Raw genomic sequence first — 25,358 nt, forward strand, 5'->3', positions numbered from 1 at the left:
CTGTCCTTGTGAGACCAGCACGTCGACCTGACGCAGCTTGCTCACGATCTCCTCGGGCTTGGGTCGTTGGGCCATCGATTCCGTCCTCTGTCGGCGCAAAAGCCATACTTCAGGGCGGACCACTTCAAAGGGGGACGATCAATTTGATCGCGTTTCCGTGGCGCAATCCAGGCCTAGTCTTGGGAATGAAGCGCGTTGGCTGCTCTCAGGCGCTGGGTCCGGCAGCACGTCATGTCGGCGTGCCCCCGGGTCACCATGTCAAAGCTGAGTCGGCTAAAGAACGCGGGCCGAGTTTCGATCCTGAAACCGGCGAGGTCGACTTCGCGCCGATGATCGAGCGGCACGCGCACTGCCCCCACCAGCCGACTTGGGGTCCGTTTCAGTCCATGTACTTTGATGTCTAGATCCGCCAGTACGAAGGCGGCGCCGAGCTCTGCCACGAGTTCTTCAGCGGCATACGCCCGGGCACCGAACCGGCCGGTGAAGTCACGGTCGAGACGGTGGGGCGCGCCGGTCCAGTGCACGAGCTCGTGGGCGGTGGTCCCGGCGTAGCCCGTCGGCGTGCGGAAGGCGGTGCGGGGCGGTAGGTGGATCGTGTCGGTGGCTGGGATGTAGCAGGCGCGGTTGCCACCATGCTGAATCGCGGCGCCGGTAGACGCCGCGAACGCGTCGAAGGCGGGCAGTGGGTCTGGGGTGACGCTGGCCCCAGGCGCATCTACAGGCGGCGGGGCAGCATCGACCTGCGCGGCGTTGAAGACGTAGGCGGCGCGGGCGACGAAGGGGGTGCCATCGGCGGGATCGGCGTCAGTCCCGCGGGGCAGCTCCTTGTAGAACAGCACGAGGGTGCCGCGCTCGGCCTGGCGGACCTGCGCGCCGAGCGCCGCCCACTGCCGGTAGGTCGCCCAGCTTGCGTTGGTGTAGCCATGGGCTTGGGCGGCAGACCACAGCGCAAGCACGTTGATGCCGCGGTAGCGCCGACCGGTGCGGGCGTTGCACGGCATCGGATCTGCGCCGTGCCAGGGCGGCGTCCATGAAGCGGGGTCGGCGGTCTCGAGCTGCTCGAGGATGGTCGCGGCGAGACGGGCGTGCAGGTCGTTGGTAGGCATGAAAGGCAGGCTCCGGTGCAGCCACGGCGTTGGCGGCCTCGGGGCGGGATTCCCGTAGGTACGACGGCTTTTCACAAAAGCTTTGGGTGGGGCCGCAGCCGGGCAGCGGCGGAGATACGGGGTCAGTGCTCCCTGTCCTGCCCCGGATCTTGGTGGACGTTTGAGGGAGATCGGCTTGCTGCAGGCAAGGCTTTGCCGGTGAGCGGCAAAGCCACGCTCTACCGAGGATGTCCGGATCCCGGAGCCACGCCGTCGGTCGACCGGCGGATCGAGGTGCAACCTTGCGACAGGTAGGCCGGGGCTGTGCGGTCGGCCTTTAGACACTGCTTCCCGTCAGCTTGGACGGCCAGCGCGGACGGACCCGTCCGCTCGATCCGCGGGGCATCGGGGTCGTCCCGGAGGTCTGGGGCTACCCATTCCCTCCATCCTGCGGTCCGTGAAGTACGGTACCGCTTTTTTATACCGATGCCCTTCGGCTTGCGACCCGGCGATCTCCGTCCCGCATGGCTGGCGGTGGAGGCTCGGGGCTCATAGGGAGCTGGCTCTTTTATTTTGGCGGGTAAGAGCTCGTCTCTACTTGGTGCAGGTGGCCGACCGTTTCAGCTCGTCGAACCAACACAGGACAGATGACGATCTGTTGCTTGGCTGTAGCGCTTCACCCTGACGGAGAGGAGCTGGAGGGGTGAAAAATAGGTGCGAGAGGAGATTGCCTCTACCTATAGCGATTTGAAATGAATAGATCGTGTGTGGAGGGGCAACCAATTTCCTGGTCGGGGTAAGGCGCCGCTGATACGATGTATCAGCTAAATCTATATAGATTTTAGTTTGCCTAGATCAACAGATCACCATCGCAGCGATTGCGTTCGCATTTTTATTGATGTGATGTATCGGGGCCCTGTCAGGGATAATGTATCTAAGCTGCAAACTTGCGATCGGCCGAAATTTGGTAGGGATGTGGAGTTTGGCATGCCAGAGCAGGGTAGCGCTGCCGTAAACCGAAAGCGGACGTTCCGCTTTGCGCCCTTTGCCGCCGCTCTGCTGCCTTCTAACGCTGCTCCGAAGCGGACATACGATCCGACCACAAATGGGCAGCCCTGGAAAGCTGGCTGCAAGCGCGGCGCCGAGCGAGCGCTTAAACTACATTGGGTCTCAGTGCAGTTTGGAACCGCGGCACGTCACGTGCCTTCGACGCTCTGAGAACGCAGCCAGCGCGCGATCGCCTCGATCACATGAGCCTGCTCGGAACCGGTTAATTCCCGCCCCGTCGGAATGCCGTACCACTTGGCCAAACAGCCACGGCAGCACGTCGCCGTCGCATGCTGCGCCGTGAAGACCGGATGACCGCGAAAGGACGTCTGCTTGCCATCATTCGTCGGCGCGGCTGGCGCGAGGCGCCGTTTGACGAAGTCCCGTGCATGCTCGAGAACCGTCGGGAGACCCTTGTCGCGCAGGTAGTTCTGGTCGGCAGTCGCCAGCCGAAATCGCTGACGGAAGGCGGATTGCGGCAGGCGATCGAAAACGTCTTCAAGCGCTCGCATGCGCAACTACACTCGTTCAACCGCCGCGCATCTGACCGGCACGGCTCATCAGCCTACGCAGCAACCGATGCGCACACCAGAGTCTATCATGATTGGCACCGCGGGCTGGAGCCTGGCGAAAGCCTACGCGCCTCATTTCCCGCGAGACGGCAGCCATCTGGAGCGGTACGCGCAGCGCTTCTCGACCGTCGAGATCAACACGTCCTTCTACCGGCCGCATCGCATTGCGACCTACGAGAAATGGGCTGCTGCGGTACCGGCCGGATTTCGGTTCGCCGTGAAGGTGCCACGGGCAATCACGCATGAGCGGCGCCTGATCGATGTGGAAGAGGTCCTGGCCCGCTTCCTGGCTGAGGTGGCGGGCCTCGGACCGAAGCTCGGGCCGCTGCTGCTTCAGCTTCCGCCGAGTCTAGCGTTCGACAGGGCGTCTGCCGATCCGTTCCTGGCGACCTTCAGGCGGAGCTTTGCCGGCGACATCGTCTGTGAACCACGCCACGCGACTTGGTTTACGCAGGACGTCGATAAAGTCCTTTGCGAACTTGCGATTGCCCGGGTCGCTGCCGATCCCGCTCCCATCCCGGATGCAGGCAGGCCTGGCGGTTGGCTGGATCTCGCCTATTACCGGCTCCATGGCTCTCCGAGCATGTACCGTTCAGCATATGAGCCGCCCGTTCTCATCCAGATCGCCGAGCGCCTGCATCAGAAGAACGTCCAAGGAGGTCGGGCGTGGTGTATTTTCGACAACACCGCAGAGTTCGCGGCCATTGGTAATGCTTTAGAGACACTTGCGCTCTCTAAATCGGGCGAGCCACCACCAACGTCAATTATGGGTCGATAGGAGGTCGTCCGCTTTTCCGGCTGGCCGGCTCCGAAGCGGACTGGCTGCTTTCGGCCAGGCTACGCCACGCCGGAGCGCCATGGCGCGCAGAACCGGACGTTCGGCTTTGCGCCCATATCGGCCGTCCAGAGAGCTGTGACGCCGTCCCCAAAGCGGACTTCGCGACGCGAAGCGCCGATCCTGAGCCGCTGGCGCCATCCTTGCCTCGGGTGACGTGTCCCCGAGCAGGAGCCGAACGCCGTGGCTATCACAGATCATGCTCTCGCCTGGACGCAGCTGTTCGGCGAACTCGACCGGAGCGGCTTGGCGCTGCACCTGCAGATCCGCCGGGCGATCGTCACCGCCATCGAACGGGGGCTGTTCACCGCGGAGGCCCGGCTGCCTTCGACGCGCCAACTGGCGGCCCTGCTCGGGGTCGCCCGCAACACCGTGGTGAACGCGTACCAGCAGCTCATCGACGAGGGCTTCCTAATCGCTCACGAGCGCAGCGGGATCTTTCTGGCGCCGGATCTGATCGTCTCCGAAGCGCGTGGTCCCTCGCCGCAACGGACCATCGCGTGGTCGCGGCGCTTCGCGGTCCGCCCCGCGCAGCTGCGGCAGATCACCAAGCCGCGGGACTGGCTCGACTACCCCTATCCCTTCCTGTTCGGCCAGTTCGATCCGTCCCTGTTCCCGGCCAATGACTGGCGCGAGAGCGTGCGGGCGGCCTCCGGGGTGTCCGAGATCAACGCCTGGGCGGGCGACCTGATCGACGAGGACGATGCCGATCTCGTGGAGCAGCTCCGCCTTCAGGTGCTGCCGCGGCGGGGCATCTTCGCCAGCGCCGACGAGGTGATGGTCACCATCGGCTCGCAGCAGGCGCTCTCGCTCCTGATCCAGCTGCTGGTCGGCCGCACTACGCCGGCGGGTGTCGAGGACCCCAGCTATCCCGATACCCGCAACATGCTGACCCTCGCCACCGACGACCTCGCGACGCTCGCCATCGACCGGCACGGGGTCGTGCCCGATGCCGTCTTCGCCAGCCGGGACGTGGCGTTCGTCACCGTGGGGCATCAGTGCCCGACCACCGCGGTGATGCCGCTGGAGCGACGCCGCGCCCTCCTCGCGGCCGCGCGGCGCCACGACGTCGTCCTGGTCGAGGACGATTACGAAGCCGACCTCGCCCTGGCGGACGAGATCCCGTCCCTCAAGAGCCTCGATGCGGATGGCCGCGTGATCTATGTCGGCAGCTTCTCGAAGGTGCTCGCCCCGGGCCTGCGGGTCGGCTACGTGGTGGCGCCCCGGGCCGTGATCGCGGAGCTGCGCGTGCTGCGGCGGCTGATGCTGCGCCACCCGCCCTCGAACAATCAGCGCGCGACCGCGATGTTCGTGGCGTTCGGGCATTACCGCACGCATCTGCGCCGGACCGCCGGCGTTCTGGAGGAGCGCGCCGTCCGGATCGCCGGCCTGCTGCCCCGCCTCCTGCCCGCGTTCCGCTGGCGGCGCGACCCGGGGGCCACGAGCTTCTGGGTGGAGGGGCCTGTCGGCCTCGATGCCCGGGATCTCAGCGTGCGCGCTCGCGCCCGGGGCGTCCTGATCGAGCCGGGCGATATCTTCTACTCCGACCCGGAGGCCGGCCGGGCCTGCTTCCGCTTGGGCTTCGCCTCGATCCGGACCGACCGGATCGAGGCGGGCCTCACCCGCCTCGCGGAACTGGTCACGCCGGCCGGAATCCCGGCGTCACAGGGGATGCCCGAGCAGGTCTGAAACCGCCTGCACCACGCTCGTGACGGCGACGGTGCAGAGCAGCAGGATCGACAGGGCGCGATGCCCCCGTCCGGCTCCGAGCCTGAGAAGCGCCTCGCCGAGCCGGCTGCCGGCGACGATGAGCGGGATGCCGATCATCACCGGGATCGCTAGAAAGCCCCCGAAGAGCCCGGCAGTCGCGAGGCTGATGGCGCTGGCGATCGACGTCGCCAGGAAGAACACCAGCAACGAGGCGCGTCCCTGCCGCGGCGAGAGCGGCGTCGCGAGGTAGTAGGCGACCACGGGCGGACCCGGCATCGCCGCGAGCCCGTTGCACAGGCCGGCCGCCAGCCCGACCGCCAGGGTCGCGCCGCCGCGCGGAAGCCCGACGAAGCGGAAGCCGCGCAGGAGCGCGACGGTCCCGCAGCCGCAGACCAGCGCGATGCCGAGCCGGGCAGCGTCCGGGCTCGCCGCAGCCAAAGCGGCCACGCCGAGGGGCGATCCGACCACCGTGCCGGCGACGAGCCAGCGGAGCGAGGGCCAATGGCAGGTCCGGCGCGCCCGGGGCAGGTCGGACAGGCTCGCGCAGAACTGCAGGGCGACGGCGAGCGGGACGCACTGGTTCGGCGGGAGCGAGAAGCCGAGCAGCGGCACGGCCGCCAGGGCGAACCCGAAGCCCGTGAAGCCGCGGATCAGCGCCGCGGCGAAGATCGCGGCCGCGATCGCGATCAGGGATGCCGGTTCAGGCATCGGAAGAGCGGGAGTCACCACCCTAACGCATGTCGACCACGATGGTCTTCTTGCGGGTGAAGTGCTCCAGCATCGACTCCAGGGAGGCCTCCTTGCCGAGACCCGACTTCTTGAAGCCACCGTAGCTGAGGTTCGGCTGGATCGTCAGGTTCTGGTTGACCTGGACATAACCGGCATCCAGCGCGTGCGACACCCGCAGCGCCCGGCGCAGGTCCCGGGTCCAGACCGTCGCGGCGAGGCCGAATTCCCCCGCATTCGCGGCCGCCAGGACGTCCTCCTCGTCGGAGAACGGCACGATGCAGGCGACCGGACCGAAGATCTCGTCGCGCATGAGCGGGCTGTCCTCAGTTAGACCGGTGAACAGGACCGGCTCGACGAACAGGCCTTCAGCGAGATCCGGCGCGGCCGGCAGGCGCCCGCAGCGTACGGCCCGCGCGCCCGGCGTAGCCTCGCCCTGGGCGATATAGTCCATGATTTTGGCGTGCTGCCGGGCATTGATCACGGTGCCGATATCGGTGGCCTCGTCCAGGGGATCGCCCATCCGGAGGTTCGCGACGGCGGCGGCCAGCCGCTCCACGAACCGGTCGTGCAGCCCGGCGTCGACGTAGATCCGGCTCGAGGCGGTGCAGCTCTGGCCCTGGCGGGTGAAGCGCATGCCGGCCACCGCGCCCGCGACGGCCCGGTCGAGGTCCGCGTCCGCAAAGACCAGCATCGGGCTCTTGCCGCCGAGCTCCAGGCTCACCGGGATCAGCTTGTCGGCGGCCTCGCGGTAGATCGCCTCGCCCACTGCCTGCGAGCCCGTGAAGGTAACCTTGGCGACGTCGGGGTGCCGGACCAGCGGCGCCCCGCAGGCGGGACCGGTGCCGCAGATTACGTTGAGGACGCCGGGCGGCAGGAGGTCGGCCAGGAGGCGCGCCGCCTCGATCGTTGCGAAGGGGGCCTCCTCGGAGGCCTTCAGCACCACGGTGTTGCCGGCGACTAGGGCCGGTCCGATCTTGAGCGCCATCAGAACGAGGGGCACGTTCCAGGGCAGGATCGCCGCCACCACCCCCAGGGGTTCGCGGGTGGTCAGCGCGAGCATGTCCGGGCTGAACGGCAGCGTCTCGCCCTTCAGTTCCGTGGCGAGACCGCCGAACATCGCGAGGATGTCGGCCGCGGTGGTGATCTCGGGGCGGCACTCGGTGCGGATCGCCTTGCCGGTCTCGGCGGCCAGAAGCGGGGCGAGATCCGGGGCCGCCGCCGCGATCCGGCGCCCGCCCTCGGCCACCAGCCGTCCGCGCTCGCGGGCCGGGACCCGCGCCCAGGTCCGTCCGGCGGCGCGGGCCGCCGCGACCGCAGCCTGGACATCCGCCGGGCCGGCCGCCGGTGCCTCGGCCAGGGCGTGCCCGGTGGCGGGATCGAGGACGGTCAGGCAAGCGCCGTCCACCGGGCCCACCAGCGCGTTCCCGATCAGGTGGCGGCCGGCCAGCGCAGCCAGGAGGTCGCGCACGCCCCGGGGGAGGCGTGCCCGCCCGGGCGTCGGGCTCTCGGCTTCGTTCGGCATCGGCGGCTTACTCGCGGCTGGGCTGGGGCGTCCCGCCGTCGATAGGGGCGCTTCGGGCGTCGCGACAGGTCCAGCCGGCGGCGAGTGAACGGGCCAGGGCGGGCGGGTGCCCTCAGGCCTTCCCCTTCCAGGGCACCAGCACGCGCTCGAGCCGGCGGAGGCCCACCTCGAACAGGGTGGCGAACAGGCCGATCAGAAGGATCCCCATCACCACCACGTCGGTGCGCAGGAAGTTGGAGGCGTTGAGGACGAGCTGGCCGAGGCCGGCCTGGGCCGCCACCATCTCGGCGGCGACCAGGGTGGTCCAGCCCACCCCCATGCCGATCCGCAGGCCGATCAGAATCTCGGGTAGCGCGGCCGGGAGCACCACGTAGCGCAGCACCTGCGCACGGCTCGCCCCGAGGGCGCGCGCCGCGTTGATCTGGTCGGCGGAGGCCGAGAGAACGCCCGAGCGGGTCGCCAGCGCTACCGGGGCGAAGCAGGCGAGGACGATCAGCAGCACCTTCGACACTTCGCCGATGCCGAACCAGATGATCATCAGCGGCAGGTAGGCGAGCGGCGGCAGCGGCCGGTAGAACTCGATCAGCGGGTCGAGGATGCCGCGGGCGATCCGGCTCGTCCCCATGGCCAGCCCGGCCGGGACACCGAGCAGCGTGGCGAGACCGAAGGCGCCGAGGACGCGCATTAGGCTGTCGCGGACGTGGATGCCCAGGGGCGCGCCGTCCAAGTCGCCGTTCCAGGCCTGCCCGAGAGCCGACAGGACCGCCTCCGGCGGCGGCAGGAACAGCGGCTTGATCCAGCCGATATGGGTTGCGACCGCCCAGAGACCGAGACAGGCCAGCACCGTGGCGGTGCTGACGATCGGCACCAGCGCGCCGCTGCGGCGGGCAGGGCGCCCGGGACGGGTCCGCCGCGCGCCGGCAACGGCCGTCGCCTCAAGGGGCAGGCCGCTCATCGCGAGCCCCCGAGCGCGGGATCGGTCCGGTGATGGATGCGCCCGAGCACGCGCTCCCGCACGGCGATGAAGTCGGGGTCCGACTTGACCGCCCGGGCCGGCCGCCCGGCCACGACCGCGCGCGAGAACGGCAGGTCGATCGCCTCGACGATGCGGCCCGGCCGCGGGCTCATGATCAGGAGTTTCGTGGCCAAGAACACCGCCTCCTCGACGTCGTGGGTGATGAAGAAGGCCATCTTGCCGGTCCGGTGCCAGACTTGGAGGATCAGCTCCTGGACCTGCTCGCGGGTGAACGCGTCCAGGGCGCCCAGCGGCTCGTCCATCAGCAGGGCGCGCGGGTCGCCGGCCAGAGCCCGGGCGATGCCGACCCTCTGCTGCATGCCGCCGGAGAGTTCGTAGACCTTCCGGTCGGCGAATTCGGCGAGGCCCACGAGGTCCAGCATCTCCAGGGCGATCCGGCGCCGCTCGGCGCGCGGGACGCCGCGCAGCTTGGGGCCGAACGCCACGTTCTCGGCCACGCTCAGCCAGGGCATCAGGGCGTGGCGTTGGAACACCACCCCCCGGTCGGCCCCCGGCCCCCGGACCGGCACCCCGTCGAGGAGGATGCTGCCCTCGGTCGGTTCGAGGAAGCCCGCGATCGCCGAGAGCAGGGTGGTCTTGCCGCAGCCGGAGGCGCCGAGCGCGACCACGAACTCCCCGGGCCGGATCGTCAGGTTCACCTGCGAGAGGGCGACGATGCCGGCCTCGCCCTCCCCGTAATGGACGCTGACGTTGCGGATCTCGATCATGCCGCCCTCTCGAAGACGCCGACTACTTCCGGGCCGCCGCCACGTAGTCCCCGGTGACGAACCGGCCGTAATCCGGCGCCAGAGCCTGCACGCGACCCTGCGCCTTCAGGAACCCGGCGGTCTCGGTCAGCGCCTTGGTGGCCCCGCCGCCGAGCCAGGCCGGGGAGGCCTGCGCGTCCAGGGCCGGGAAGCGGTAGCTCGCGAGACTCGCCGGCACCTCCGCGGGATCCGCACCGGTGATCTTGGCCACCGCACTCACCTCGGGCGAGCCGGCGGCCCAGGGCTTGGCCGCGTAGGCGGCGTCCTCGGCGGCGATCAGCTTCACCAGGGTGACCAGGAAGTCCCGGTTCTGGGCCGCCCAGGCCCGATCGACCACCAGGCCGTCGAAGGTCGCCTTGCCCCTGCGGGCGATGTCGCCCGCCGAGAGCACCACCGTGCCGGACTTCTTCACCCGGGCCAGCACCGGATCCCAGATGAAGGTCGCGTCGATGTCGCCGCGCTCCCAGGCGGCGGCGATCTCGGGCGGGCGCATGTTGAGGATCGTCACGTCCTTCTGGCCCAGCCCGGCCTCCGCCAGGGCGGCGATCAGCTGATAGTGCGAGGTGGAGACGAACGGCACCGCGACGGTCTTACCGCGCAGGTCGGCCACGCTCCTGATGCCGCTGCCGTTGCGCGCCACGAGCTGCTCGGCGTCGGCGATCTCGTCGAGGATCCAGAACAGTTCGATGTCGAGCCCCTGCGAGGCCGCCGCCGCGATCGGGCTGGAGCCCGCCTCGCCGATCTGGACGTTGCCCGACGCCATGGCGCGGATGACGTCGCCGCCGCCGCCGAACTTGCGCCAGGTCACCGTGTAGCCGGTGGCCTTCTCGATCGCCCCCGAGGCCATCAGGGCGCGGAACGGGACCACCATGTCCTGGTGGGCGAAGGTGACCGATTTCTCGGCGGCCCGGGTGGAGTCGGGCGCGAGGATGCCCAGGATCACTGGCGTCAGCGCCGCCAGGGCGGCCAGGGTCGCTCGCCCCACGGAGCGGCGCGGGTTCGGTCGCGGTCTTACGCTGTCCATGTCCACACTCCCCCTCGGGCAACCCGAATCGATGCGACTCGGCGTGCCGGCGACAAGGTCCGATAAGGCAAGCCCCGTGCAAAGGGGCCAGACGCCATCCAAATCCCCTCCGACTGGCCCCACCGCGCCCGACACGCCCGCCAACTGGATGCGTCTTTGGTAGCGCTCTGGATCTCGCCGGCCGGCCCGCGGCGGCGCTAGCTCGCCGCGAACGATTGCTGCCTGCGGGCGCGCGAGGGGAGTGCAGGTCCATGAATGAAGCGACGACCGAAGCGGAGCGCCACGCTGTGCTGGAGCGCCTGTTCGCGGCCTTCAACCGCCACGACGCCGACGGCGTCATGGCCTGCTTCACACCGGGGGTCGTGTTCGACACCGCGGCCGGTCCCGAGTCGCACGGGCGCCGCCTGACCGGACAGGACGCCGTGCGGGCGGCCTTCCTGGCGGTCTGGACCGACATGCCGGACGTGGCCTGGACGGTGTCGCGCCACACGCTGGCGGGGGAGCGGGCCACGTCGGAATGGCTGTTCACCGGCACCCGGGCCGATGGCGGCCGGGTCGCCGTAGAGGGGGTCGACCTATTCGTGTTCGAGGGCCGGCTGATCGCCCGCAAGAGCGCCTTCCGCAAGGACCGCCCGGTCCAGGCGGCCTGAGGGAGGCGGTTCGTGAGCCTGACCCCCGATCCCGTCCCGCGCCCGACCGGCGCGCCCTACGATCCGACCTACGACCCGCTGACCAGCGCCACCCCGGGGACGGACCGCGCCTACGCGCCGACCTACTGGGTGGCCACCGCCGGGCCGCCACCAGCGGATGACGGCCCGATCACGGGGGACGTCGATGCGGACGTGGTGATCGTCGGTTCGGGCTTCACCGGCCTGTCCTGCGCCCTCAGCCTCGCCCGCGACCACGGCATCAAGGCCACCGTGCTGGAGGCCAACCGGGTCGCCTGGGGCTGCAGCACCCGCAACGGCGGCCAGGGCCAGAACGCCTCGGGGCGGCTCAGCCGCTCGCAATGGATCGCCCGCTACGGCCGCGAGACTGCGCTCCGGATCCACGCCGAAATCCTGGAGGGCTTCGAGTATTTCACCGGTCTCGTGCGCGAGTTCGACCCCGACCCTCAGCCCGGCGGCCACATCTACGTCGCCCATCGGGCCCGTACCTTCGCCAAGCTCTCGGCCGAGTCCGCGGTTGCCAATGAGGTCTTCGGCTACGGCACGCGGATGCTCGGCGCGGACGAGCTGCGGCGGGACTGGATGGACGAGGCCGGGGCGGTCGGCGCGCTCCACGAACCGCTGGGGATCGGCATCCATCCGGCCAAGTTCGCCTTCGGCTATCTCCGCGCCGCGCGGGCGGCCGGAGCCAAGGTCCATCCCGCCAGTCCGGTGCTCGGGATCGACCGCGACGGCGGCGGCTTCCGGGTGCGGACGCCCCACGGGACCGTGCGGGCCCGCGCGGTGGCGATCGCCACGGGCGGCTATACCAGCCAGGGGCTGCATCCGCGCCTGCGCAGCCGGATCATGCCGATCCTGTCAAATTCCCTGGTCACGCGGCCCCTGACCGCCGACGAGATCGCCGCGACGCTGCGCACGACGACCTTCGTCACCGACACGCGCACCCTGCGGTTCTACTATCGCCGGCTGCCCGACGGCCGGGTGCAGATCGGCAGCCGCAGCGCGATCACGGGGGCGGACGCGACCCACCCGCGCCACCTGCGCCTGCTGGTCGACGGCCTGCACCAGAAGTTCCCGGCCCTCGAAGGCATCGCGATCGACTATTCGTGGTGGGGCTGGGTCGATGTCAGCCACGACATGATGCCCCGCATCGTCCAACCCGAACCGGGCGAGCCCCTGTTCTACGCCCTGGGCTACGGCGGCAACGGCGTCGCGTTCTCGGCCCAGGCTGGCCGCCGGCTCGCCGGGCTCGTGGCCGGGCGCAGGCCCGCGAGCCTGCCGATCTTCGAAGGGGCGCTCCCGGGCCACCCCTTCGCCCCGTTCCGGCGCATCGGGCAGCGGATGCTGTATCGCTGGTACCACCACCGCGACGAGGCGGCCTGAGCCGGCCGCAGCCAACGGACCCGACGGGCCGCCCCGAACGTTCGGGTCGGCCTTTCATATCGGGAACCGTGCGAAGTCAGGCGGCCTGAGCCCGGTCGAAGTCCGGCGCCTCGATCTCGCCGACCCGGTGACAGGCGACGTAATGGCCCGGGCCGGTCGCCAGCAGGGCGGGATCCTCGGCGCGGCAGCGCTCGACCGCGAACGGGCAGCGCCCGGCGAACCGGCAGCCGGCGGGCGGATCGATTGGGCTCGGCGGCTCGCCGCGCACGAGGTAGCGCGCCTTCAGGGCGTCCCGCGCGGGACCGGCCGGCACCGCCGCCGAGATCAGCGACCAGCTGTAGGGATGGCGCGGGGCGGAGAAGAACGTCCGCGTCGGCGCCTGCTCGACGATGCGGCCGAGATACATCACCGCGACCTCGTCGCAGAGGTGCTGCACGACGCCGAGATCGTGCGAGATGAAGATGTAGGCGAGGCCGCGCTCGGCCTGGAGCTTGGCCAGGAGATTGAGGATCTGCGCCTGGATCGCGACGTCGAGGGCCGACACCGCCTCGTCGCAGACGATGATGTCGGGCTCGGTCGCCAACGCCCTGGCGATGCACAGGCGCTGGCGCTGCCCGCCCGAGAACTGGTGCGGGAACAGGCCGCGGGCCTCGGACGGCAGGCCCACCGCGGCGAACAGCCCGTCGAGCCGTGCCGCCGCCTGCCTGCGCGAAAGCCCTTCCAGCAGCCGCAGCGGCTCGGCCACGAGATCCCCGGCGCAGCGGCGGGGATCGAGGGAGGCGAACGGATCTTGGAACACCATCTGGATGTGGCGCCGCGCCTGCCGGAGCCGGGCGCCCCGGAGGCCGAGGATGTCGGCGCCGCGCAGGACCACCTGACCCGCGGTCGCCGGGACGAGGCGCATGATCCCCTGCGCCGTGGTCGACTTGCCCGAGCCGGATTCCCCGACGATGCCGAAGCTCGCGCCGCGGCGCACGACGAAGCTCACGCCATCGACCGCGTGGACCCGCCCGCCACCCGGGACTGGGAAGTGAACCTTCAGGTCGTTGACCTGCAGGAGGTCCGCCCCGGTCGGGGCCGATGCGGCGTTCGACATCATGCTGCGCGGGCCTCCGGGTGCCAGCAGGCCACCGCCCGGGCCGGGCCGGCCTCGGCGAGGGGCGGCTGGGGCTTGTCCAGGCAGGTGGCGTCGGCCCGGCCGCAGCGGTCCGCGAAGGCGCAGATCGCCGGTCGCCGGCCCAGCGGCGGGACGAGGCCCGGGATCTCGCGCAGCGTCCCCACCCCCGCATCGGCCGCCGCGCCGAGGCGCAGGTGCGGCGTGCAGCCCATCAGACCGATCGTGTAGGGGTGCTGGGGCGCGCGCATCACCGACCGGGTGTCGCCCTGCTCGATGCAGCGACCGGCGTAGAGTACCGCCACGGTGTCGGCGATGTCGGCCACCGCCCCGAGGTCGTGCGTGATCAGCACGATGGCGGTGCCCATCTCGTCCTGCAGGGCCTTCAGCAGGTCGAAGACCTGCGCTTGGACGGTCACGTCGAGGGCCGTGGTCGGCTCGTCGGCGATCAGGAGCTTGGGCCGGCAGGCCAGCGCCATGGCGATCATCACCCGCTGGCGCATGCCGCCGGAGAGTTCGTGCGGATAGGCGTGCAGGCGCCGTTCGGCCGCGGGGATCTGCACGGCCCTCAGCATCGCCAGCGCCCGCTCCAGGGCTGCGCGGCGCCCGAGCCGCTGGTGCAGGCGCAGCGCCTCGGCGATCTGGTCGCCGACCGTGTAGACCGGGTTCAGGGCCGTCATCGGCTCCTGGAAGATCATCGACAGGGCGCTGCCGCGCAGAGCCCGCAGCCGGGACGGCTGGGCGGCCGCGATATCCTCCCCGGCGAGCCGGATGCGGCCGTCGGTGCGGGCGAAACCCTCCGGCAGCAGGCCCATGATGGCCAGCGCCGTCATGCTCTTACCGCAGCCGGATTCGCCGACCAGCGCGACGGTGCGGCCGGCCTCGACGGAGAAGCTCAGGCGCTCCAGGACCGGCACGGGGCCGTCCGGCCGCGTCAAGGTCACGGTCAGGTCCTCGACGGCGAGAACGGGGTCCATCGCTCAGCTCCGCTTGCGCAGGCGCGGATTGACCGCGTCGTTGACCGCGTCGCCCACCAGGCTGACCCCGAGGACCGCGAGGAAGATCGCCGCCCCGGGCAGCAGCACCGTCCACCACGCCTCGAGGGCGTAGGCGCGGTTCTGGCCGATCATCAGCCCCCAGCTCATCACGTTGGGGTCGCCCAGCCCGAGGAAGCTCAGGGCCCCCTCGAACAGCACGGCGGTGCCGATCGCCAGCGTGGCGGAGACTACGATCGGCGGCGCAGCGTTCGGCAGGATCACCCGGCCGATCAGGTAGAGCGGTCCGGCGCCGCCCGCCCGGGCCGCCTTGACGAAGTCGAGGCCACGCAGGCGCAGGAACTCGGCCCGGGTCAAACGGGCCGTGGGCGGCCAGGACACGATGCCGATCGCGATCGTGGTGATGGCGATCCTCTGGCCGAACAGGGTGACCAGAACCATCGCGAACAGCAGGGTCGGCAGCACCTGGAAGAACTCGGTGACCTTCATCAGCGCCGCGTCGACCCGGCCGCCGAAGAAGCCTGCGAGCGCCCCGAAGGTCACGCCGATCACCACGGTGATGAGGGCCGCCGAGAACCCGACCAGCAGGGTCGCGCGGCCCCCTTGGAGCAGGGCCGCGAGGATATCCTGGCCGAGGTAATCGGTGCCGAGCAGCGGGTCACCCCCCGGCGGCTGGAACGGGGCGCCGACGATCTCGAACGGGTCGACCCCGTAGAGGTGCGGGCCCGCCAACGCGGCGAACAGCAGGCCGATCAGGATGACGGAGCCCAGGAGCCCACTCGGGTTGCGCAGGAACAGGCGCAGGGCGGCGAGGCCGGGATCCGAGGCCGGGCGCGGCATCGGCGGCGCCGCTTCGGATCGCACCGGCTGGGGCCGCACCGCGGGCTCGGCCGCGACGAGGGCGCTCATGCCGGCCTCCCGGCGCGGATCCGCGGATCGATCAGGCGATAGAGGAGGTCGGTGACGAGGTTGGCCGCGATGACCAGCAGGGCCGAGCAGAACAGGATGCCGAGCAGCGTCGGGTAGTCGCGCCGCAGGATCGAGTCGAAGGTCAGCCGGCCGAGCCCCGGCCACGCGAACACGGTCTCGACCAGGATCGCGCCGGCGAAGAGCTGGCCGAACTGGAGCCCGACCATGGTGACGAGGGGGATCAGCGCGTTGCGCAGCGCGTGCTTGCCGATCACGATCCGCTCCGGCAGGCCCTTGGCCCGGGCGGTGCGGACGTAATCCGCGTTGAGCGCGTCGATCATGCTGGCGCGCATCAGGCGGCTGTACTGCGCGACGTAGACGATGCCGAGGGTCAGCGCCGGCAGGATCAGGTGCTGGGCGACGTCCAGGGCGTAGGCCAAGCCGTGCCGCGGGATCGCCACGTCCTCCATCCCGGCGACCGGGAGCACTGGCCACAGGGAGGCGAACACCACCAGCAGCATCAGCCCGGTCCAGAACACCGGCGCGGCGTTGCCGGCGATCGCCACCAGGGAGACCGCGTGGCTCAGGAAGCCGTCCGGTTTGCGCGCGCCCAGGATCCCGAGGCCTGCGCCGATCAGCACCGCGAGGGCGAGGGAACTCAGCACCAGCAGGGCGGTGGCCGGCAGGCGACCCAGGATGAGGCGCGAGACCGGCTCGTTGAAGAAGAACGAGTAGCCGAGATCGCCCCGCGCCACCTTGCCGACATAAGTCGCGAGCTGCTCGGGGAGGCTGCGGTCGAGGCCGTAGCGGGTGCGGATCTCCGCCATGATCTCCGGCGAGGCGCCGCCCATCTCCCCGGCGATCACCTGGGCCGGATCCCCCGGCGCCGCCTGGATCAGCAGGAAGTTCAGCACCACCACGGCAAGCAGCAGGCCGACGGCGTTCGCCGCCGTCGCGCCGAGCCTGCGCAGGCCCGTCATTGCTCGGCCCCCGCGGCGCCCTGCGCCCAGGCGACCTCGTCGAGGGGGGAGAGCGGCCCCCAGATCGACAGGGGCAGGTTCGTCAGGCGCTTGTCGTAGACCGCCTTGTAGGGGGTGAGGTTGAGATAGGCGATCGGCGCCTCGGACACGACGATCTTCTGGAATTCGTCGTAGAGCGCCTTGCGCTTCTGCAGGTCGGTCTCGACCGCGGCGGCGTTCAGCAGTTCGTCGACCTTCGGGTTCTTGTACTGCTGCGTGTTCCACCAGATCACGCCCTTGCGGATGTTGGTCGACAGGTAGGTCCGCGCCACGCCGATCACCGGGTCGCCCCAGTTGAAGACGTTGTCCATGGTCAGGTCGAAGTCGAAGTTCGAGACGCGCTGCGCCCAGGTCGGGAAGTCCGGCGCGGCCCGGACCTGGAGGGCGATGCCGATCCGCTTGAGGCCGGCCCGCAGGTACTCGGCGACGTTGCGCTGCTGGTCGTTGTCGTTGGGGATGTAGTCGATGGTGAGCTGGAGCCGCGTGCCGTCCGGCCCCTTCTTCAGGCCGGCCTCGTCGAGCAGGGCGTCCGCCTTGGCGATGTCGAGCTTGTAGAGATCGACGGCCGGCTCGTAGAACGGCGAGCCCGGCACGATCGGGCCGGTGGCCGCCTTCGCCACGCCGCCGAGCAGCTTGCCGGTGATGAAGTCGCGGTTGGCTGCCAGCGCGATGGCCCGACGGACGCGCACGTCGTCGAGGGGCTTCTTCCCGCAGTTGAAAGCCAGCCAGTTGATCGGGCCGATCCCCTCGAAGCCGCGATCCGTCACCGTCAGGGTCGGCGCCTTGGCGAGCCGTTCGATGTCGCGCACCGAGGACAGGAACGGCAGCATGCCGATCTCGCGCCTTTCGGTGGCGATGACGAGGCTGTTCTGGTCCGGCAGGATCCGGTAGACGAGCCGCGCCAGCTTGGGCCGCCCGGGGATGAAGAACCGGTCGAACCGCTCGAGCTGGATCGACTCGCCCTGCTTGTACTCGACGAACTTGAACGGGCCGGAGCCGACGGGCTTCAGGTTGGCCGGGTGGGTCTTGATGTCCTGGCCGTCGCCGTAGACGTGCTTGGGCAGGATCGGCATCAGGCCGGGCGACATGGCCAGCAGCAGCGCCGGGTGCGGGCGCGCGAGCCGGATGATGACCGTATGGGCGTCCGGGGTCTCGACCGTCGAGACCGGCTCCAGCATGGTCTGGAACGGATGGTTGGCCTTGATCACCCCGATCGAGAAGGCGACATCCTCGGCGGTCAGCGGGTGGCCGTCGTGGAAGACGGCGTCCTCCACAAGGTGAAGCGTCACGCTCAAGTTATCGGGGGCGACGACCCAGGATTTCGCCAGATAGGGTTGCGGGTTCCACTGGTCGTCGTAGCGCAGCGGGCTCGCGAAGATCTGCGTCGAGACCATGCCGGTGGCGATGCCGGACTGCACGGCGCCGTTGAAGTGGCGCGGCACTTGATTGGTGCCGATCACCAGCGGCGCCGTCGCGTCGTCGGCTAGAGCCTCCGGCAGGCCGAGGATCGGGGCCGTCAGGGGCGCGGCGAGGACTGAGAGGCCGGCGCCGAGGAGCGTGCGTTTGGTCAGGCGCATCGGGTTCGGTCTCCGTGTGGGATGTGCGGGGGGCGCAACGCGGCGTCGAGGAGGCCGGCCAGCGCCGGTCCGATTCCGGGATCGGTGGCCGCGATGCCGACGAGCTCGGCTGCGTCCGGCGCAGGCTCCGGCAGCGGCGACAGGCTCCAGCGGCGCCCGACCATCTGAAGCAGATGCATCCCGGGCCTGTCGGCCAGACCGAGGCGCCCCTTCAGCCGCAGGAGCGCGGCCGGCATGGCGGTGAGCGCGCGCTCGAGCGCGACGCGGTCGAATGCGCCCGTGCGCCGGTAAAGCAGGCGCTGGAAGGCCTCCTCGTGCGGGACCGCCTCGGCCCGCAGCCGGGTCGATCCCCGCCAGGCCCGGTCCGGACCCGCGCCGCCCAGATCGAAGAAAGCCGCCGGCAGCGCGGCCGCCACAGTCTCGACCACCGGGATGCCCGGCGCGAGGGCGGCGAGCGTCGCCCGGGCGGCGGCGCGGCCGGCTTCATCCACGAGGTCGCGCTTGTTCAGCACGAGGAGGTCGGCGGCACGGATCTGGCGGGCGAGCGTGTCGCCCAGGCGCGGATCGGCGGCAAGGCCCGGCAGGCGCTCGGCATCCGCCAGCACCACGACGCCGCGCAGGACGAGGCCGGGCTCCACCAGGGCGATCTCCGCGATGGCGCCCGGATCGCCGACGCCGCTCGCCTCGATGACGATGTGATCGAAGGGTTCGGGCTCCGCGAGGACGCGCATTAGCGTGTCGAGGAAGCCGTCGGCGAGGCTGCAGCAGACGCAGCCATTGGTCAGCCGCAGGGTCTGCCCGTCATGGTCCTGGATCAGGCCCGCATCGACGTTGATCGCCCCGAAATCGTTGACCAGCACCGCGTAGCGGCCGTGCGAGCCGGCGAGCAGCCGGTTCAGCAGCGTCGTCTTGCCGGCTCCGAGGAAGCCGCCGACGACCGTGAGCGGGCACCGCGTCGCGGGCGCGGGAAGTCGGCGCCTCATGCCGGCGGCACCGTAAAGACGCGGCCGCCCAGCACCGTGGCGTGGATTGGAACGTCCTTGAGCGCCTCCGAGGGCACTTCGTACGGATCCGCGTCGAGGACGGCGAAATCGGCGAACTTCCCGGCCTCGATGGAGCCGACGCAATGATCCATCCGGAGCGTGTAGGCGGCCCCGAGCGTCACGGCGTGCAGGGCTTGGGCGACGCTCAGGCGCTCCTCGGGGCCGAGCACGCGCCCCGACGAGGTGGTCCGGTTGACGGCGCACCAGGCGGTGAACAGCGGCCCCAGCGGCGTCACCGGCGCGTCCGAGTGGATCGCGAGCGGGATGCCGAGCCGCGCCGCGCTCCCGGCGGCGTCGATCCGGGCCGCCCGCTCCGGCCCCATCGTCAGGTCGTGATGGGCATCACCCCAGTAGTAGAGATGGTTCGAGAACAGGTTGAGGCACAGGCCCAGGGCCTTGACCCGCCGCAGCTGCGCCTCGGTCGCCATCTGGCAATGCTGGAGGGTGTGCCGGTGGTCGGGACGAGGACGGGCGATCTGCGCCTTCTCGACCGCGTCGAGTGCCGCCTCGGTGGCCTCGTTGCCGTTGGTGTGGATGTGAAGCTGGATGCCGGCGGCGTGGTAGACGCCGACGATCCGGTCGAGATCCTCGGGGGCGACGTACCAGAGGCCGTTCGGCGCGCCGTTATGATAGCCCGGCGGCAGGAGCCGAGCGGTGAAACCCTGGATTGAGCCGTCGACGACGATCTTCACGATGCCGAAGCGGAGGCGATCGGTGCTGGCGGCGGCGAGGCGGCCGATCCTGGCGACCCCGTCTTCCGGGGGGCACGAGACCGAGGCCAGAGCCGGCACGATCCGCACCGGCAGGCCCTCGACGCAGGCGGCGCCGTAGACCGCCACGGTCGCGTCGGTGAGGTCGTTGTGCAGGTCGGCGATGGTGGTGATGCCCTGGAGCTGCGCGGCCGCACCGAACCGGGCCACGTCGGCGGCGTCGAGGGTCCCGCTCATCGGGTTGTAGCCGAGCCCCCGGAACAGGCGCAGCCGGGCGGCGATCCCCTGAAGTTCCCCGGACGGGGTGCCGTCCGGCAGCTTCGGCACGCCGTCGATGGCGGTGTTCTCATCGAAGCCCGCCATCTCCAAGAGCAGGCTGTTGACGTTGGTGATGTGCAGGCTGGCGTGGTGGACCATCACCGGCCGGGTGGTCGAGACCCGGTCGAGGTCGTGCCGGGTTAGGCGCGCGCCGCCGAGATGCAGCGGATCGAAGCCCCAGCCGTAGAGCAGCTGGTCCGGGTCGGCGATGGACCGGTCCGCCTCCGAGAGCCGGTCCACGACGGCGCCGATGTCGCGCAGGCCGGGCACGCGGCGTCCGTCCGGGCTGCGGCGGTCGCCGGCGCCAACATAGGTCTGACGCCAGAGGGTCCCCTCCATCACGTGGGCGTGCCCCTCGACGAAACCGGGGAGGATGACCTTGTCTGCGAAGCGCCGGTCGGCAACCGCGTCGAGCCCGTCGAACTCGGCTTGCGTTCCGACCGTCAGTACGCGCCCGTCGCACACGGCGATATGCGTCGCGTCCGGCCGCGATGGATTCATCGTGATGATCCGCCGGGCCTCGAAGAGGGTGATCTCGCTCGGCATGGCTGTCCTCGGCACGACGCCTAGGATGTCGGCCGTTCGCCCGGGCCGCTAGCGCCAGACGGCGGGGATGAAGGGAGCCAGGGCGCGGCGCCGCAAAGAGGCACCCCGAATGACGCGGCGATGCGGGTGCTTCCGGGGACGACTTGGCCGGTGCAGCGTCGCACAGCCTGCGAGCCAACCGCACCGGAGCGGCGCGGGATGAAACGCTTCCCCGCGTCATTCAACATGCGGGGCATAACCGCGGGCGGTGCCAGCGCATTCAGCGGAGGTGCTCTTGATTTCTCGGCCACGGTCTTGCGGCAGGCAGCCGTCCGCTTCCGCAGCCGATCCGCTCCAGAGCGGAACTTCTGCTAAGGGCCAGCTCCCGTCGCGTTGGCGGGCGCTGCTGAATGGCCGGGTTGGGTGGTTTCCTGCCAGTCTGGTTTCGGATGGCGCAACCTGAATAGCGGACGCTCAATCCGAGCGAGCGGCCGCGACAGCTTTGCGCCATCAGCAAACCTTCAAGCGAAATCATTCGAATGGCCGCTTGGAGCCCGACAGCTGACATTGAGATAGAATGATCGCTCCGGCGACCACAACATCCTAACATCGTGACACATAAACGAGCCGCGTCCGGGATCCTCGTCGCGCACCCGAGAAACAGGGGACGGCATGCCCGGGGACCGGATCGTCAACGTCAAGCACCCAAGCCCGATGTTGCTGCGGCGCAAGCGCAAGCGGAGCAGGGAACATTGGTTCGTGGCGACCTATACGCCCGTCGCCCTCAAGTCCGGGTCGCGCGAGGATCTCGGAGGGACGCACACGATCCCAACCGAGCACGGCAACCTTACCTGGCGCACCTACGAAGGCGCCCTCTGCCTCCAGGTTTCCGGCGTGCGGCTCGCCTCCCACAGACGCGGCCCCGGGACGGGTTCGACCTGGCTCGGTTCGAGGCATACCTCGTCGGCGGGGCGTTGCTCGACTCGCCCGCCTACACGGGCCTCGGCAATGCGAGCCGGCGCACGCCGCTGGCCGCGATGGCCCCGAACTCCCGGGATGCGACCCGCGGCCTGGACCTGACGGAAGGCGACCGCCTCCTGGCCGGGGTCGAGGTCGCCGAGATCGCCAAGGACGGCCGCCCCGAAGCCGCGTAGGACCTGCGGCGGTTCATGGACGACCGCGTGCGCGTCATTGGAGATCTCGTCCTGGTACGGGCTTGCGATCCCCTCGTGAAACGCGGGCCGAAGGGTTTGGCGTTCCAGCCGTTCCCGCAGTCCTGCGAGGCCTTCTATCGGATCGCGAACGACCACGATCCCTTCGGATACCGTCCGGACGCCTTGCCGGAAGGCCTGGCCTGGGGGGATGGGAGGCCATCGGACGGGCGCCCCGTCGGCCTCGGTCCGTGGGATGGCTCGCTCGCCGATGCACCGTTCGGCGCGGACACCGCGAGGCTGTTGGCCGGGTTCGCCGCTACCGCCGCGCTCGGGGTCTTCTACGAGATCGAGGGTCGCTTCGGCCATCGGCTGTCCGAACCGGCCAACGCCCGGCCGTGGAACTCATGCCAGGCCACGCGGACGAGGCCTGAAGGTGGTCCCGGAAGGGCTGCCTGGGAGGGATCGGGGCGGTCGAGGCCGAGGCGGCCGTCGATGCCGCCCATCGCCTGACGGAGGTGGTGGCGGGATGTCATGGCGTGCAAGCGACGTGGAACGAGATGATACGGGAGGCACGGTTCCTGGTCCGCCGGTTCAGGGAGTACGAGTGGCCGCGCGTGGTGCCCTCGACCCTGCCCGACGTGGATGCCGAGGCGCTGGAGGGGCTGGTGATGTGATCACCCGTTTCCGGGTCGGGTTGCGCCCTTCGAAGCGACCGTGACGACCCCGTCCCTCAGCCGGGGCCGACGACCATCTCGAAACGGAGGCCGTCCGCGTTGATGCTCCGATCGAACCGGCCGCCGAGGCTGCGCTCGACGGTCTGCCGGAGCAGCCGCGATCCGAACCCGGTGCCCGCAGCCTTGGCCACCCCGGTCGGGGCCGGCCCCTCGTCCCAGGTGATTGCCGGAAGATGATGCCCGGCGCCATGCAAGTGGCGATCTTGAGGAGGTTGCCCTGCCCGGGGCGGACCTCTGTCCTCCCCGCCTCGATGCCCCGGGTCGCGCGCGGCACCGGCCGGTCGACGCGCATCCCCTTCCGTCCCTTCAACCGTTCGGAGAACCTCGCTTGGTAGAAGGGTGTCTCGGTCAGGGGCGCGACAACCCCGGAGGACGGTCCGGCCTCGCCCGACATGTTCCGGGGCACGAAGGATGACCGCACCCGTTCTGTGTCCGAGCCGTGCTGACGTAGCGGGCTTCATGGCCGTCTCGCGGCCACACAGCACGAGGGCACGGATGCTGGACGAGGCATCGGCTATGTCACCCTGCCGGCCATCGACACGGAAGAGGCGCTCACAGCCCTCGTCGCCGAACCCGGAGGATTCGACGCCGCGTTTTCCGACGTCGTGATGCCGGGCATGAACAGCATCGACCCGGCGCATGGGATCCATTGCCGGTACCATGACCCGACGGTGGCGCCGACAACGGGATACAGCCACGACCAAGCGCAGAACCGCACCTTCGGCTCCGGGCTGTTGCACAAGCCGCACTCAGCCGAGGAATTCCCGCGGGTTCTGCGCAAGGTCACCGTCTGGCACCGGAAGCGCACGACCTGAAGCCGGCCCTCCCGCGGGGGCGACCTGGACGTCCGGCCGGCGGCTACGCCGCGGCCGGGACCATCGAGGACGCCGCGGATACCGGAGGGACGCACGTCGCTTGGCCAGCGTGGATGCGGACCCCGCCGGGACCGGCCGCCTTCGCGTCGTACATGGCTCGGTCGGCCTCCCGCATGGCCGCCTCCGTGTCGGTCCACTCACCGGGCATGAGGATGCTGGCGCCCATGCTCACGGTGACTGGAACACCCGCGCAGGCGAGCCCTTCCGACACGATCCGGTGGAACGTCGCAACCCTCCGGCGAGCCTCCTCGACCGACCCGGCGACGAGGGCCGCCGCGAACTCGTCGCCCCCGAGGCGACCGAGGCAATCCTCGGGACGCAGGGACGCCGCGGCGCTCCGGACGAGGATGCGCAACGTGTCGTCGCCCGCCGCATGGCCATGCCCGTCGTTGACCCCCTTGAACCCGTCGACGTCGACGAGCACGAGAGCCAGGGCACCATGCCCATGCGCGACGGAAGCGGATAGCGCGGCGACGCGCCCGTCGAACGCTCCGCGCACCAACGCCCCGGTGAGATAATCCCGCCGGGCCGCGGTACGCTCGCGGTCGAACGAGCGGCGCAGAGCATGCATCAACGCAACGACGAACGCGTACGTGCCCAGCCTAAGCGCCCCCCGGGCAGCAGCGACAGCGGTCGGTACCTCCCCGTCGGCCCCGTGGAGGTAGATGTTGAAGAATGCGGCGACCCCGGCGACGGCGCAGGCGGCGACCGGGCCGAGACGCCATCCGGCTAGCGCGATCAGCGGGATGTATGCCGGCCCCATGCCGACCGCCGGGAACGCATGGTCGAGGCCGACGAGCGCCAACGCGGATACGGCGAGGGCGAGCCATGTCGAACGCCTCGACCAGCCGTCGAACCAGTCGTCCGACCGTCCCGGCCCCATCCCCGCTGCCATCCGTGACGTTCCATCAAGCCCGAAGATTAAAGGGCTCCCGGGGGGACGATAGGGACGAAGACTTAAGGATTTCCTGGGCGAGCCTCGTCATCGGTCCCGAACGGACGGTCGATGTCCTTCAAGGCATCGCTTTCGGCATCGCCCAAGCCTAATGCAGCGCTTCGTGTTGGCTTATTCGGGCTGCCAGTGCCCGGCCGACCTTGAACAGGGCGTTGCGGACGTCAGGCAGGGCTTCCTTCCCGCCATCGTCCTCGATCAGCGAGTGAGCCAGGATGAGGTGGTCGGCGACCAGGTCGAGCTGGCAGCCTGGCATGGTATTCCGGTGCGGCGCCGGGGGCACGAAACGCTCGACGTTGCCGTATGCCCCGATCGTGTCCATGGCACCCGCCGCTAGTTCGGTGACCGTGCCGAGATGGCCGACGAAGCCGTCCCCGATCATGCCGAACGATGGAACGCCGCCCGCTCCGACCCAGCGCGACGAGCCGTCAGTCCTGAGCAGACGGTACCGGACGCTGAACTCGGCCGCCTTGCGAACCGCGTCGGCCATCGTGTCCTCCACGACGGGCCTGTCCCCCGGGTGGACACGGGCTAGCCATCCGCAACCCAGCGCATCACCGATCTCTTGGCCCGTCAGCGTCGTCCATTCACCACTGGTGTAGACGCATGCCCCGGCCGCATCCGTCACGAAGATCATCCGACCGCCTCACCTCGACCCGAACATACCCTCGATCCTAGCGTTCGATGCAAAACCGACAAGCCGCTCGGTCACCTTGCATGCGGCGGAACGCCGATCCGTCAAGGGTCCGCCCCCTCGACTTGTTTGGTGTTTTGGATGGTCGATACGGACGCGCCGGCCCTCGCGCGATTGACGCGGATCTCAGGAATCCTCGGCCTTCCCATGGAACGCGTCTTCGCCCCCCAGGCCCCTTGCCGGCCCGCCGACGTGGCCGAGTTGATCCGGCTCTGCTCCGGTCTGCTTACGCCGGAAGCGCGTGAATGCGCAGCGACGGCCGTGCGCAAGGTGTCGGACGACGAGGCAGCATGAGACCCTGCGCGCTGCCGTGTCCGGCACGGCCCAGGGCCCGCGGGCAGTGAGATACGCTCCCTAGGGTACCGGCCCGACGAACGGCCGC

The 25,358-nt window shown here is 70.0% G+C and carries 26 protein-coding genes; 9 read left to right on the top strand and 17 right to left on the bottom strand.

What is annotated here, in order from left to right:
* Positions 1-173: 173 nt before the first annotated feature.
* Together MKK84_RS30970 and MKK84_RS30975 are read right to left on the bottom strand one after the other, a co-directional pair.
* The gene (locus tag MKK84_RS30970; protein ID WP_243926176.1) at positions 174-1,106 is read right to left on the bottom strand and encodes an ArdC family protein; all 933 of its coding nucleotides are present in this window, start codon (positions 1,104-1,106) and stop codon (positions 174-176) included.
* Between the two features lie 1,175 nt (positions 1,107-2,281).
* Positions 2,282-2,644, bottom strand: coding sequence for a DUF4186 domain-containing protein (locus MKK84_RS30975; protein WP_243926178.1), 363 nt, complete (start codon positions 2,642-2,644; stop codon positions 2,282-2,284).
* Positions 2,645-2,711: 67 nt separating this feature from the next.
* Here MKK84_RS30975 and MKK84_RS30980 point away from each other — a divergent pair, with 67 nt between their 5' ends.
* A complete protein-coding gene (locus MKK84_RS30980; RefSeq protein WP_243926237.1) occupies positions 2,712-3,482 on the top strand; it encodes a DUF72 domain-containing protein in 771 nt (256 codons plus the stop codon).
* 240 nt (positions 3,483-3,722) lie between these two features.
* Positions 3,723-5,228, top strand: coding sequence for a PLP-dependent aminotransferase family protein (locus MKK84_RS30985; protein WP_243926179.1), 1,506 nt, complete (start codon positions 3,723-3,725; stop codon positions 5,226-5,228).
* Here MKK84_RS30985 and MKK84_RS30990 read toward each other — a convergent pair.
* From MKK84_RS30990 to tauA, 5 genes are all read right to left on the bottom strand, one after another.
* On the bottom strand, positions 5,202-5,957 hold the full coding sequence (locus tag MKK84_RS30990) for a sulfite exporter TauE/SafE family protein (protein WP_243926181.1): 756 nt from the start codon (positions 5,955-5,957) through the stop codon (positions 5,202-5,204). The two genes, MKK84_RS30985 and MKK84_RS30990, sit on opposite strands and share 27 nt — an antisense overlap.
* Positions 5,958-5,979: 22 nt before the next feature.
* On the bottom strand, positions 5,980-7,500 hold the full coding sequence (locus MKK84_RS30995) for an aldehyde dehydrogenase family protein (RefSeq protein ID WP_243926183.1): 1,521 nt from the start codon (positions 7,498-7,500) through the stop codon (positions 5,980-5,982).
* 112 nt (positions 7,501-7,612) lie between these two features.
* Positions 7,613-8,455 (bottom strand): ABC transporter permease subunit, encoded by an 843-nt coding sequence (locus tag MKK84_RS31000; protein ID WP_243926185.1) that lies wholly within the window; start codon positions 8,453-8,455, stop codon positions 7,613-7,615.
* On the bottom strand, positions 8,452-9,243 hold the full coding sequence (locus MKK84_RS31005; RefSeq protein ID WP_243926187.1) for a taurine ABC transporter ATP-binding protein: 792 nt from the start codon (positions 9,241-9,243) through the stop codon (positions 8,452-8,454). Before MKK84_RS31005 ends, MKK84_RS31000 begins: the two co-directional genes overlap by 4 nt.
* Positions 9,244-9,265: 22 nt before the next feature.
* Complete coding sequence (gene tauA, locus MKK84_RS31010; protein WP_243926189.1) at positions 9,266-10,306, bottom strand: taurine ABC transporter substrate-binding protein; 1,041 nt, start codon at positions 10,304-10,306, stop codon at positions 9,266-9,268.
* 251 nt (positions 10,307-10,557) lie between these two features.
* On the opposite strand from tauA, the gene MKK84_RS31015 reads away from it, so the two are divergent.
* Both MKK84_RS31015 and MKK84_RS31020 read left to right on the top strand, forming a co-directional pair.
* On the top strand, positions 10,558-10,956 hold the full coding sequence (locus MKK84_RS31015) for a nuclear transport factor 2 family protein (RefSeq protein WP_243926191.1): 399 nt from the start codon (positions 10,558-10,560) through the stop codon (positions 10,954-10,956).
* A gap of 12 nt (positions 10,957-10,968) precedes the next feature.
* Complete coding sequence (locus MKK84_RS31020) at positions 10,969-12,357, top strand: NAD(P)/FAD-dependent oxidoreductase (RefSeq protein WP_243926193.1); 1,389 nt, start codon at positions 10,969-10,971, stop codon at positions 12,355-12,357.
* A gap of 76 nt (positions 12,358-12,433) precedes the next feature.
* On the opposite strand, the gene MKK84_RS31025 is transcribed toward MKK84_RS31020, so the two are convergent.
* From MKK84_RS31025 to MKK84_RS31055, 7 genes are read right to left on the bottom strand one after another with little or no spacing between them, the layout of a single operon-like run.
* Positions 12,434-13,456: an ABC transporter ATP-binding protein gene (locus MKK84_RS31025; protein ID WP_243926195.1), complete on the bottom strand. Its 1,023-nt coding sequence runs from the start codon at positions 13,454-13,456 to the stop codon at positions 12,434-12,436.
* Positions 13,453-14,448: an ABC transporter ATP-binding protein gene (locus MKK84_RS31030; protein ID WP_243926197.1), complete on the bottom strand. Its 996-nt coding sequence runs from the start codon at positions 14,446-14,448 to the stop codon at positions 13,453-13,455. The genes MKK84_RS31025 and MKK84_RS31030 overlap by 4 nt, the downstream gene beginning before the upstream one ends.
* 3 nt (positions 14,449-14,451) lie before the next feature.
* On the bottom strand, positions 14,452-15,375 hold the full coding sequence (locus MKK84_RS31035) for an ABC transporter permease (protein WP_243926199.1): 924 nt from the start codon (positions 15,373-15,375) through the stop codon (positions 14,452-14,454).
* Positions 15,372-16,355: an ABC transporter permease gene (locus MKK84_RS31040; protein WP_243926201.1), complete on the bottom strand. Its 984-nt coding sequence runs from the start codon at positions 16,353-16,355 to the stop codon at positions 15,372-15,374. Before MKK84_RS31040 ends, MKK84_RS31035 begins: the two co-directional genes overlap by 4 nt.
* Positions 16,352-17,971, bottom strand: a complete 1,620-nt coding sequence (locus MKK84_RS31045) for an ABC transporter substrate-binding protein (RefSeq protein WP_243926203.1) — start codon at positions 17,969-17,971, stop codon at positions 16,352-16,354. The genes MKK84_RS31040 and MKK84_RS31045 overlap by 4 nt, the downstream gene beginning before the upstream one ends.
* Complete coding sequence (locus tag MKK84_RS31050; protein ID WP_243926205.1) at positions 17,962-18,954, bottom strand: CobW family GTP-binding protein; 993 nt, start codon at positions 18,952-18,954, stop codon at positions 17,962-17,964. The genes MKK84_RS31045 and MKK84_RS31050 overlap by 10 nt, the downstream gene beginning before the upstream one ends.
* On the bottom strand, positions 18,951-20,588 hold the full coding sequence (locus MKK84_RS31055; RefSeq protein ID WP_243926208.1) for an amidohydrolase: 1,638 nt from the start codon (positions 20,586-20,588) through the stop codon (positions 18,951-18,953). The genes MKK84_RS31050 and MKK84_RS31055 overlap by 4 nt, the downstream gene beginning before the upstream one ends.
* Positions 20,589-21,541: 953 nt before the next feature.
* Here MKK84_RS31055 and MKK84_RS31060 point away from each other — a divergent pair.
* Genes MKK84_RS31060 through MKK84_RS31070 form a run of 3 tightly spaced genes read left to right on the top strand, consistent with a single transcriptional unit; the run spans position 21,542 to position 22,395 of the window.
* Positions 21,542-21,721: a hypothetical protein gene (locus MKK84_RS31060; protein WP_243926215.1), complete on the top strand. Its 180-nt coding sequence runs from the start codon at positions 21,542-21,544 to the stop codon at positions 21,719-21,721.
* A gap of 15 nt (positions 21,722-21,736) precedes the next feature.
* On the top strand, positions 21,737-22,231 hold the full coding sequence (locus tag MKK84_RS31065; protein ID WP_243926217.1) for a hypothetical protein: 495 nt from the start codon (positions 21,737-21,739) through the stop codon (positions 22,229-22,231).
* A 26-nt stretch (positions 22,232-22,257) separates the two neighbouring features.
* Positions 22,258-22,395 (top strand): hypothetical protein, encoded by a 138-nt coding sequence (locus MKK84_RS31070; RefSeq protein WP_243926219.1) that lies wholly within the window; start codon positions 22,258-22,260, stop codon positions 22,393-22,395.
* A 56-nt stretch (positions 22,396-22,451) separates the two neighbouring features.
* Here the strand turns inward: MKK84_RS31070 and MKK84_RS31075 are convergent, their stop codons facing one another.
* Positions 22,452-22,649 (bottom strand): hypothetical protein, encoded by a 198-nt coding sequence (locus tag MKK84_RS31075; protein WP_243926221.1) that lies wholly within the window; start codon positions 22,647-22,649, stop codon positions 22,452-22,454.
* A 423-nt stretch (positions 22,650-23,072) separates the two neighbouring features.
* Between MKK84_RS31075 and MKK84_RS31080 the strand changes: the two genes are divergently transcribed.
* On the top strand, positions 23,073-23,270 hold the full coding sequence (locus MKK84_RS31080) for a hypothetical protein (protein WP_243926223.1): 198 nt from the start codon (positions 23,073-23,075) through the stop codon (positions 23,268-23,270).
* Between the two features lie 43 nt (positions 23,271-23,313).
* On the opposite strand, the gene MKK84_RS31085 is transcribed toward MKK84_RS31080, so the two are convergent.
* Both MKK84_RS31085 and MKK84_RS31090 read right to left on the bottom strand, forming a co-directional pair.
* Complete coding sequence (locus MKK84_RS31085) at positions 23,314-24,225, bottom strand: GGDEF domain-containing protein (protein WP_243926224.1); 912 nt, start codon at positions 24,223-24,225, stop codon at positions 23,314-23,316.
* Between the two features lie 148 nt (positions 24,226-24,373).
* Positions 24,374-24,919, bottom strand: a complete 546-nt coding sequence (locus tag MKK84_RS31090; protein ID WP_243926226.1) for a PAS domain-containing protein — start codon at positions 24,917-24,919, stop codon at positions 24,374-24,376.
* A 138-nt stretch (positions 24,920-25,057) separates the two neighbouring features.
* Between MKK84_RS31090 and MKK84_RS31095 the strand changes: the two genes are divergently transcribed.
* Positions 25,058-25,270: a hypothetical protein gene (locus tag MKK84_RS31095; protein ID WP_243926228.1), complete on the top strand. Its 213-nt coding sequence runs from the start codon at positions 25,058-25,060 to the stop codon at positions 25,268-25,270.
* The last annotated feature ends 88 nt before the right edge of the window (positions 25,271-25,358 follow it).

This window comes from Methylobacterium sp. E-065 (assembly GCF_022829605.1).
Taxonomy (GTDB): domain Bacteria; phylum Pseudomonadota; class Alphaproteobacteria; order Rhizobiales; family Beijerinckiaceae; genus Methylobacterium.

Coding starts and splice junctions, on each gene's coding strand:
- MKK84_RS30980 (WP_243926237.1), top strand. CDS start 2,712: ATGCGCACACCAGAGTCTATCATGATTGGCACCGCGGGCTGGAGCCTG.
- MKK84_RS31030 (WP_243926197.1), bottom strand. CDS start 14,448: ATGGACCCCGTTCTCGCCGTCGAGGACCTGACCGTGACCTTGACGCGG.
- MKK84_RS30995 (WP_243926183.1), bottom strand. CDS start 7,500: ATGCCGAACGAAGCCGAGAGCCCGACGCCCGGGCGGGCACGCCTCCCC.
- MKK84_RS31045 (WP_243926203.1), bottom strand. CDS start 17,971: ATGCGCCTGACCAAACGCACGCTCCTCGGCGCCGGCCTCTCAGTCCTC.
- MKK84_RS31050 (WP_243926205.1), bottom strand. CDS start 18,954: ATGAGGCGCCGACTTCCCGCGCCCGCGACGCGGTGCCCGCTCACGGTC.
- MKK84_RS30990 (WP_243926181.1), bottom strand. CDS start 5,957: ATGCCTGAACCGGCATCCCTGATCGCGATCGCGGCCGCGATCTTCGCC.
- MKK84_RS31065 (WP_243926217.1), top strand. CDS start 21,737: ATGGACGACCGCGTGCGCGTCATTGGAGATCTCGTCCTGGTACGGGCT.
- tauA (WP_243926189.1), bottom strand. CDS start 10,306: ATGGACAGCGTAAGACCGCGACCGAACCCGCGCCGCTCCGTGGGGCGA.
- MKK84_RS31000 (WP_243926185.1), bottom strand. CDS start 8,455: ATGAGCGGCCTGCCCCTTGAGGCGACGGCCGTTGCCGGCGCGCGGCGG.
- MKK84_RS31090 (WP_243926226.1), bottom strand. CDS start 24,919: ATGATCTTCGTGACGGATGCGGCCGGGGCATGCGTCTACACCAGTGGT.
- MKK84_RS31080 (WP_243926223.1), top strand. CDS start 23,073: ATGAACAGCATCGACCCGGCGCATGGGATCCATTGCCGGTACCATGAC.
- MKK84_RS31085 (WP_243926224.1), bottom strand. CDS start 24,225: ATGGCAGCGGGGATGGGGCCGGGACGGTCGGACGACTGGTTCGACGGC.
- MKK84_RS31095 (WP_243926228.1), top strand. CDS start 25,058: ATGGTCGATACGGACGCGCCGGCCCTCGCGCGATTGACGCGGATCTCA.
- MKK84_RS31040 (WP_243926201.1), bottom strand. CDS start 16,355: ATGACGGGCCTGCGCAGGCTCGGCGCGACGGCGGCGAACGCCGTCGGC.
- MKK84_RS31005 (WP_243926187.1), bottom strand. CDS start 9,243: ATGATCGAGATCCGCAACGTCAGCGTCCATTACGGGGAGGGCGAGGCC.
- MKK84_RS31055 (WP_243926208.1), bottom strand. CDS start 20,588: ATGCCGAGCGAGATCACCCTCTTCGAGGCCCGGCGGATCATCACGATG.
- MKK84_RS30975 (WP_243926178.1), bottom strand. CDS start 2,644: ATGCGAGCGCTTGAAGACGTTTTCGATCGCCTGCCGCAATCCGCCTTC.
- MKK84_RS31025 (WP_243926195.1), bottom strand. CDS start 13,456: ATGATGTCGAACGCCGCATCGGCCCCGACCGGGGCGGACCTCCTGCAG.
- MKK84_RS31035 (WP_243926199.1), bottom strand. CDS start 15,375: ATGAGCGCCCTCGTCGCGGCCGAGCCCGCGGTGCGGCCCCAGCCGGTG.
- MKK84_RS30970 (WP_243926176.1), bottom strand. CDS start 1,106: ATGCCTACCAACGACCTGCACGCCCGTCTCGCCGCGACCATCCTCGAG.
- MKK84_RS31015 (WP_243926191.1), top strand. CDS start 10,558: ATGAATGAAGCGACGACCGAAGCGGAGCGCCACGCTGTGCTGGAGCGC.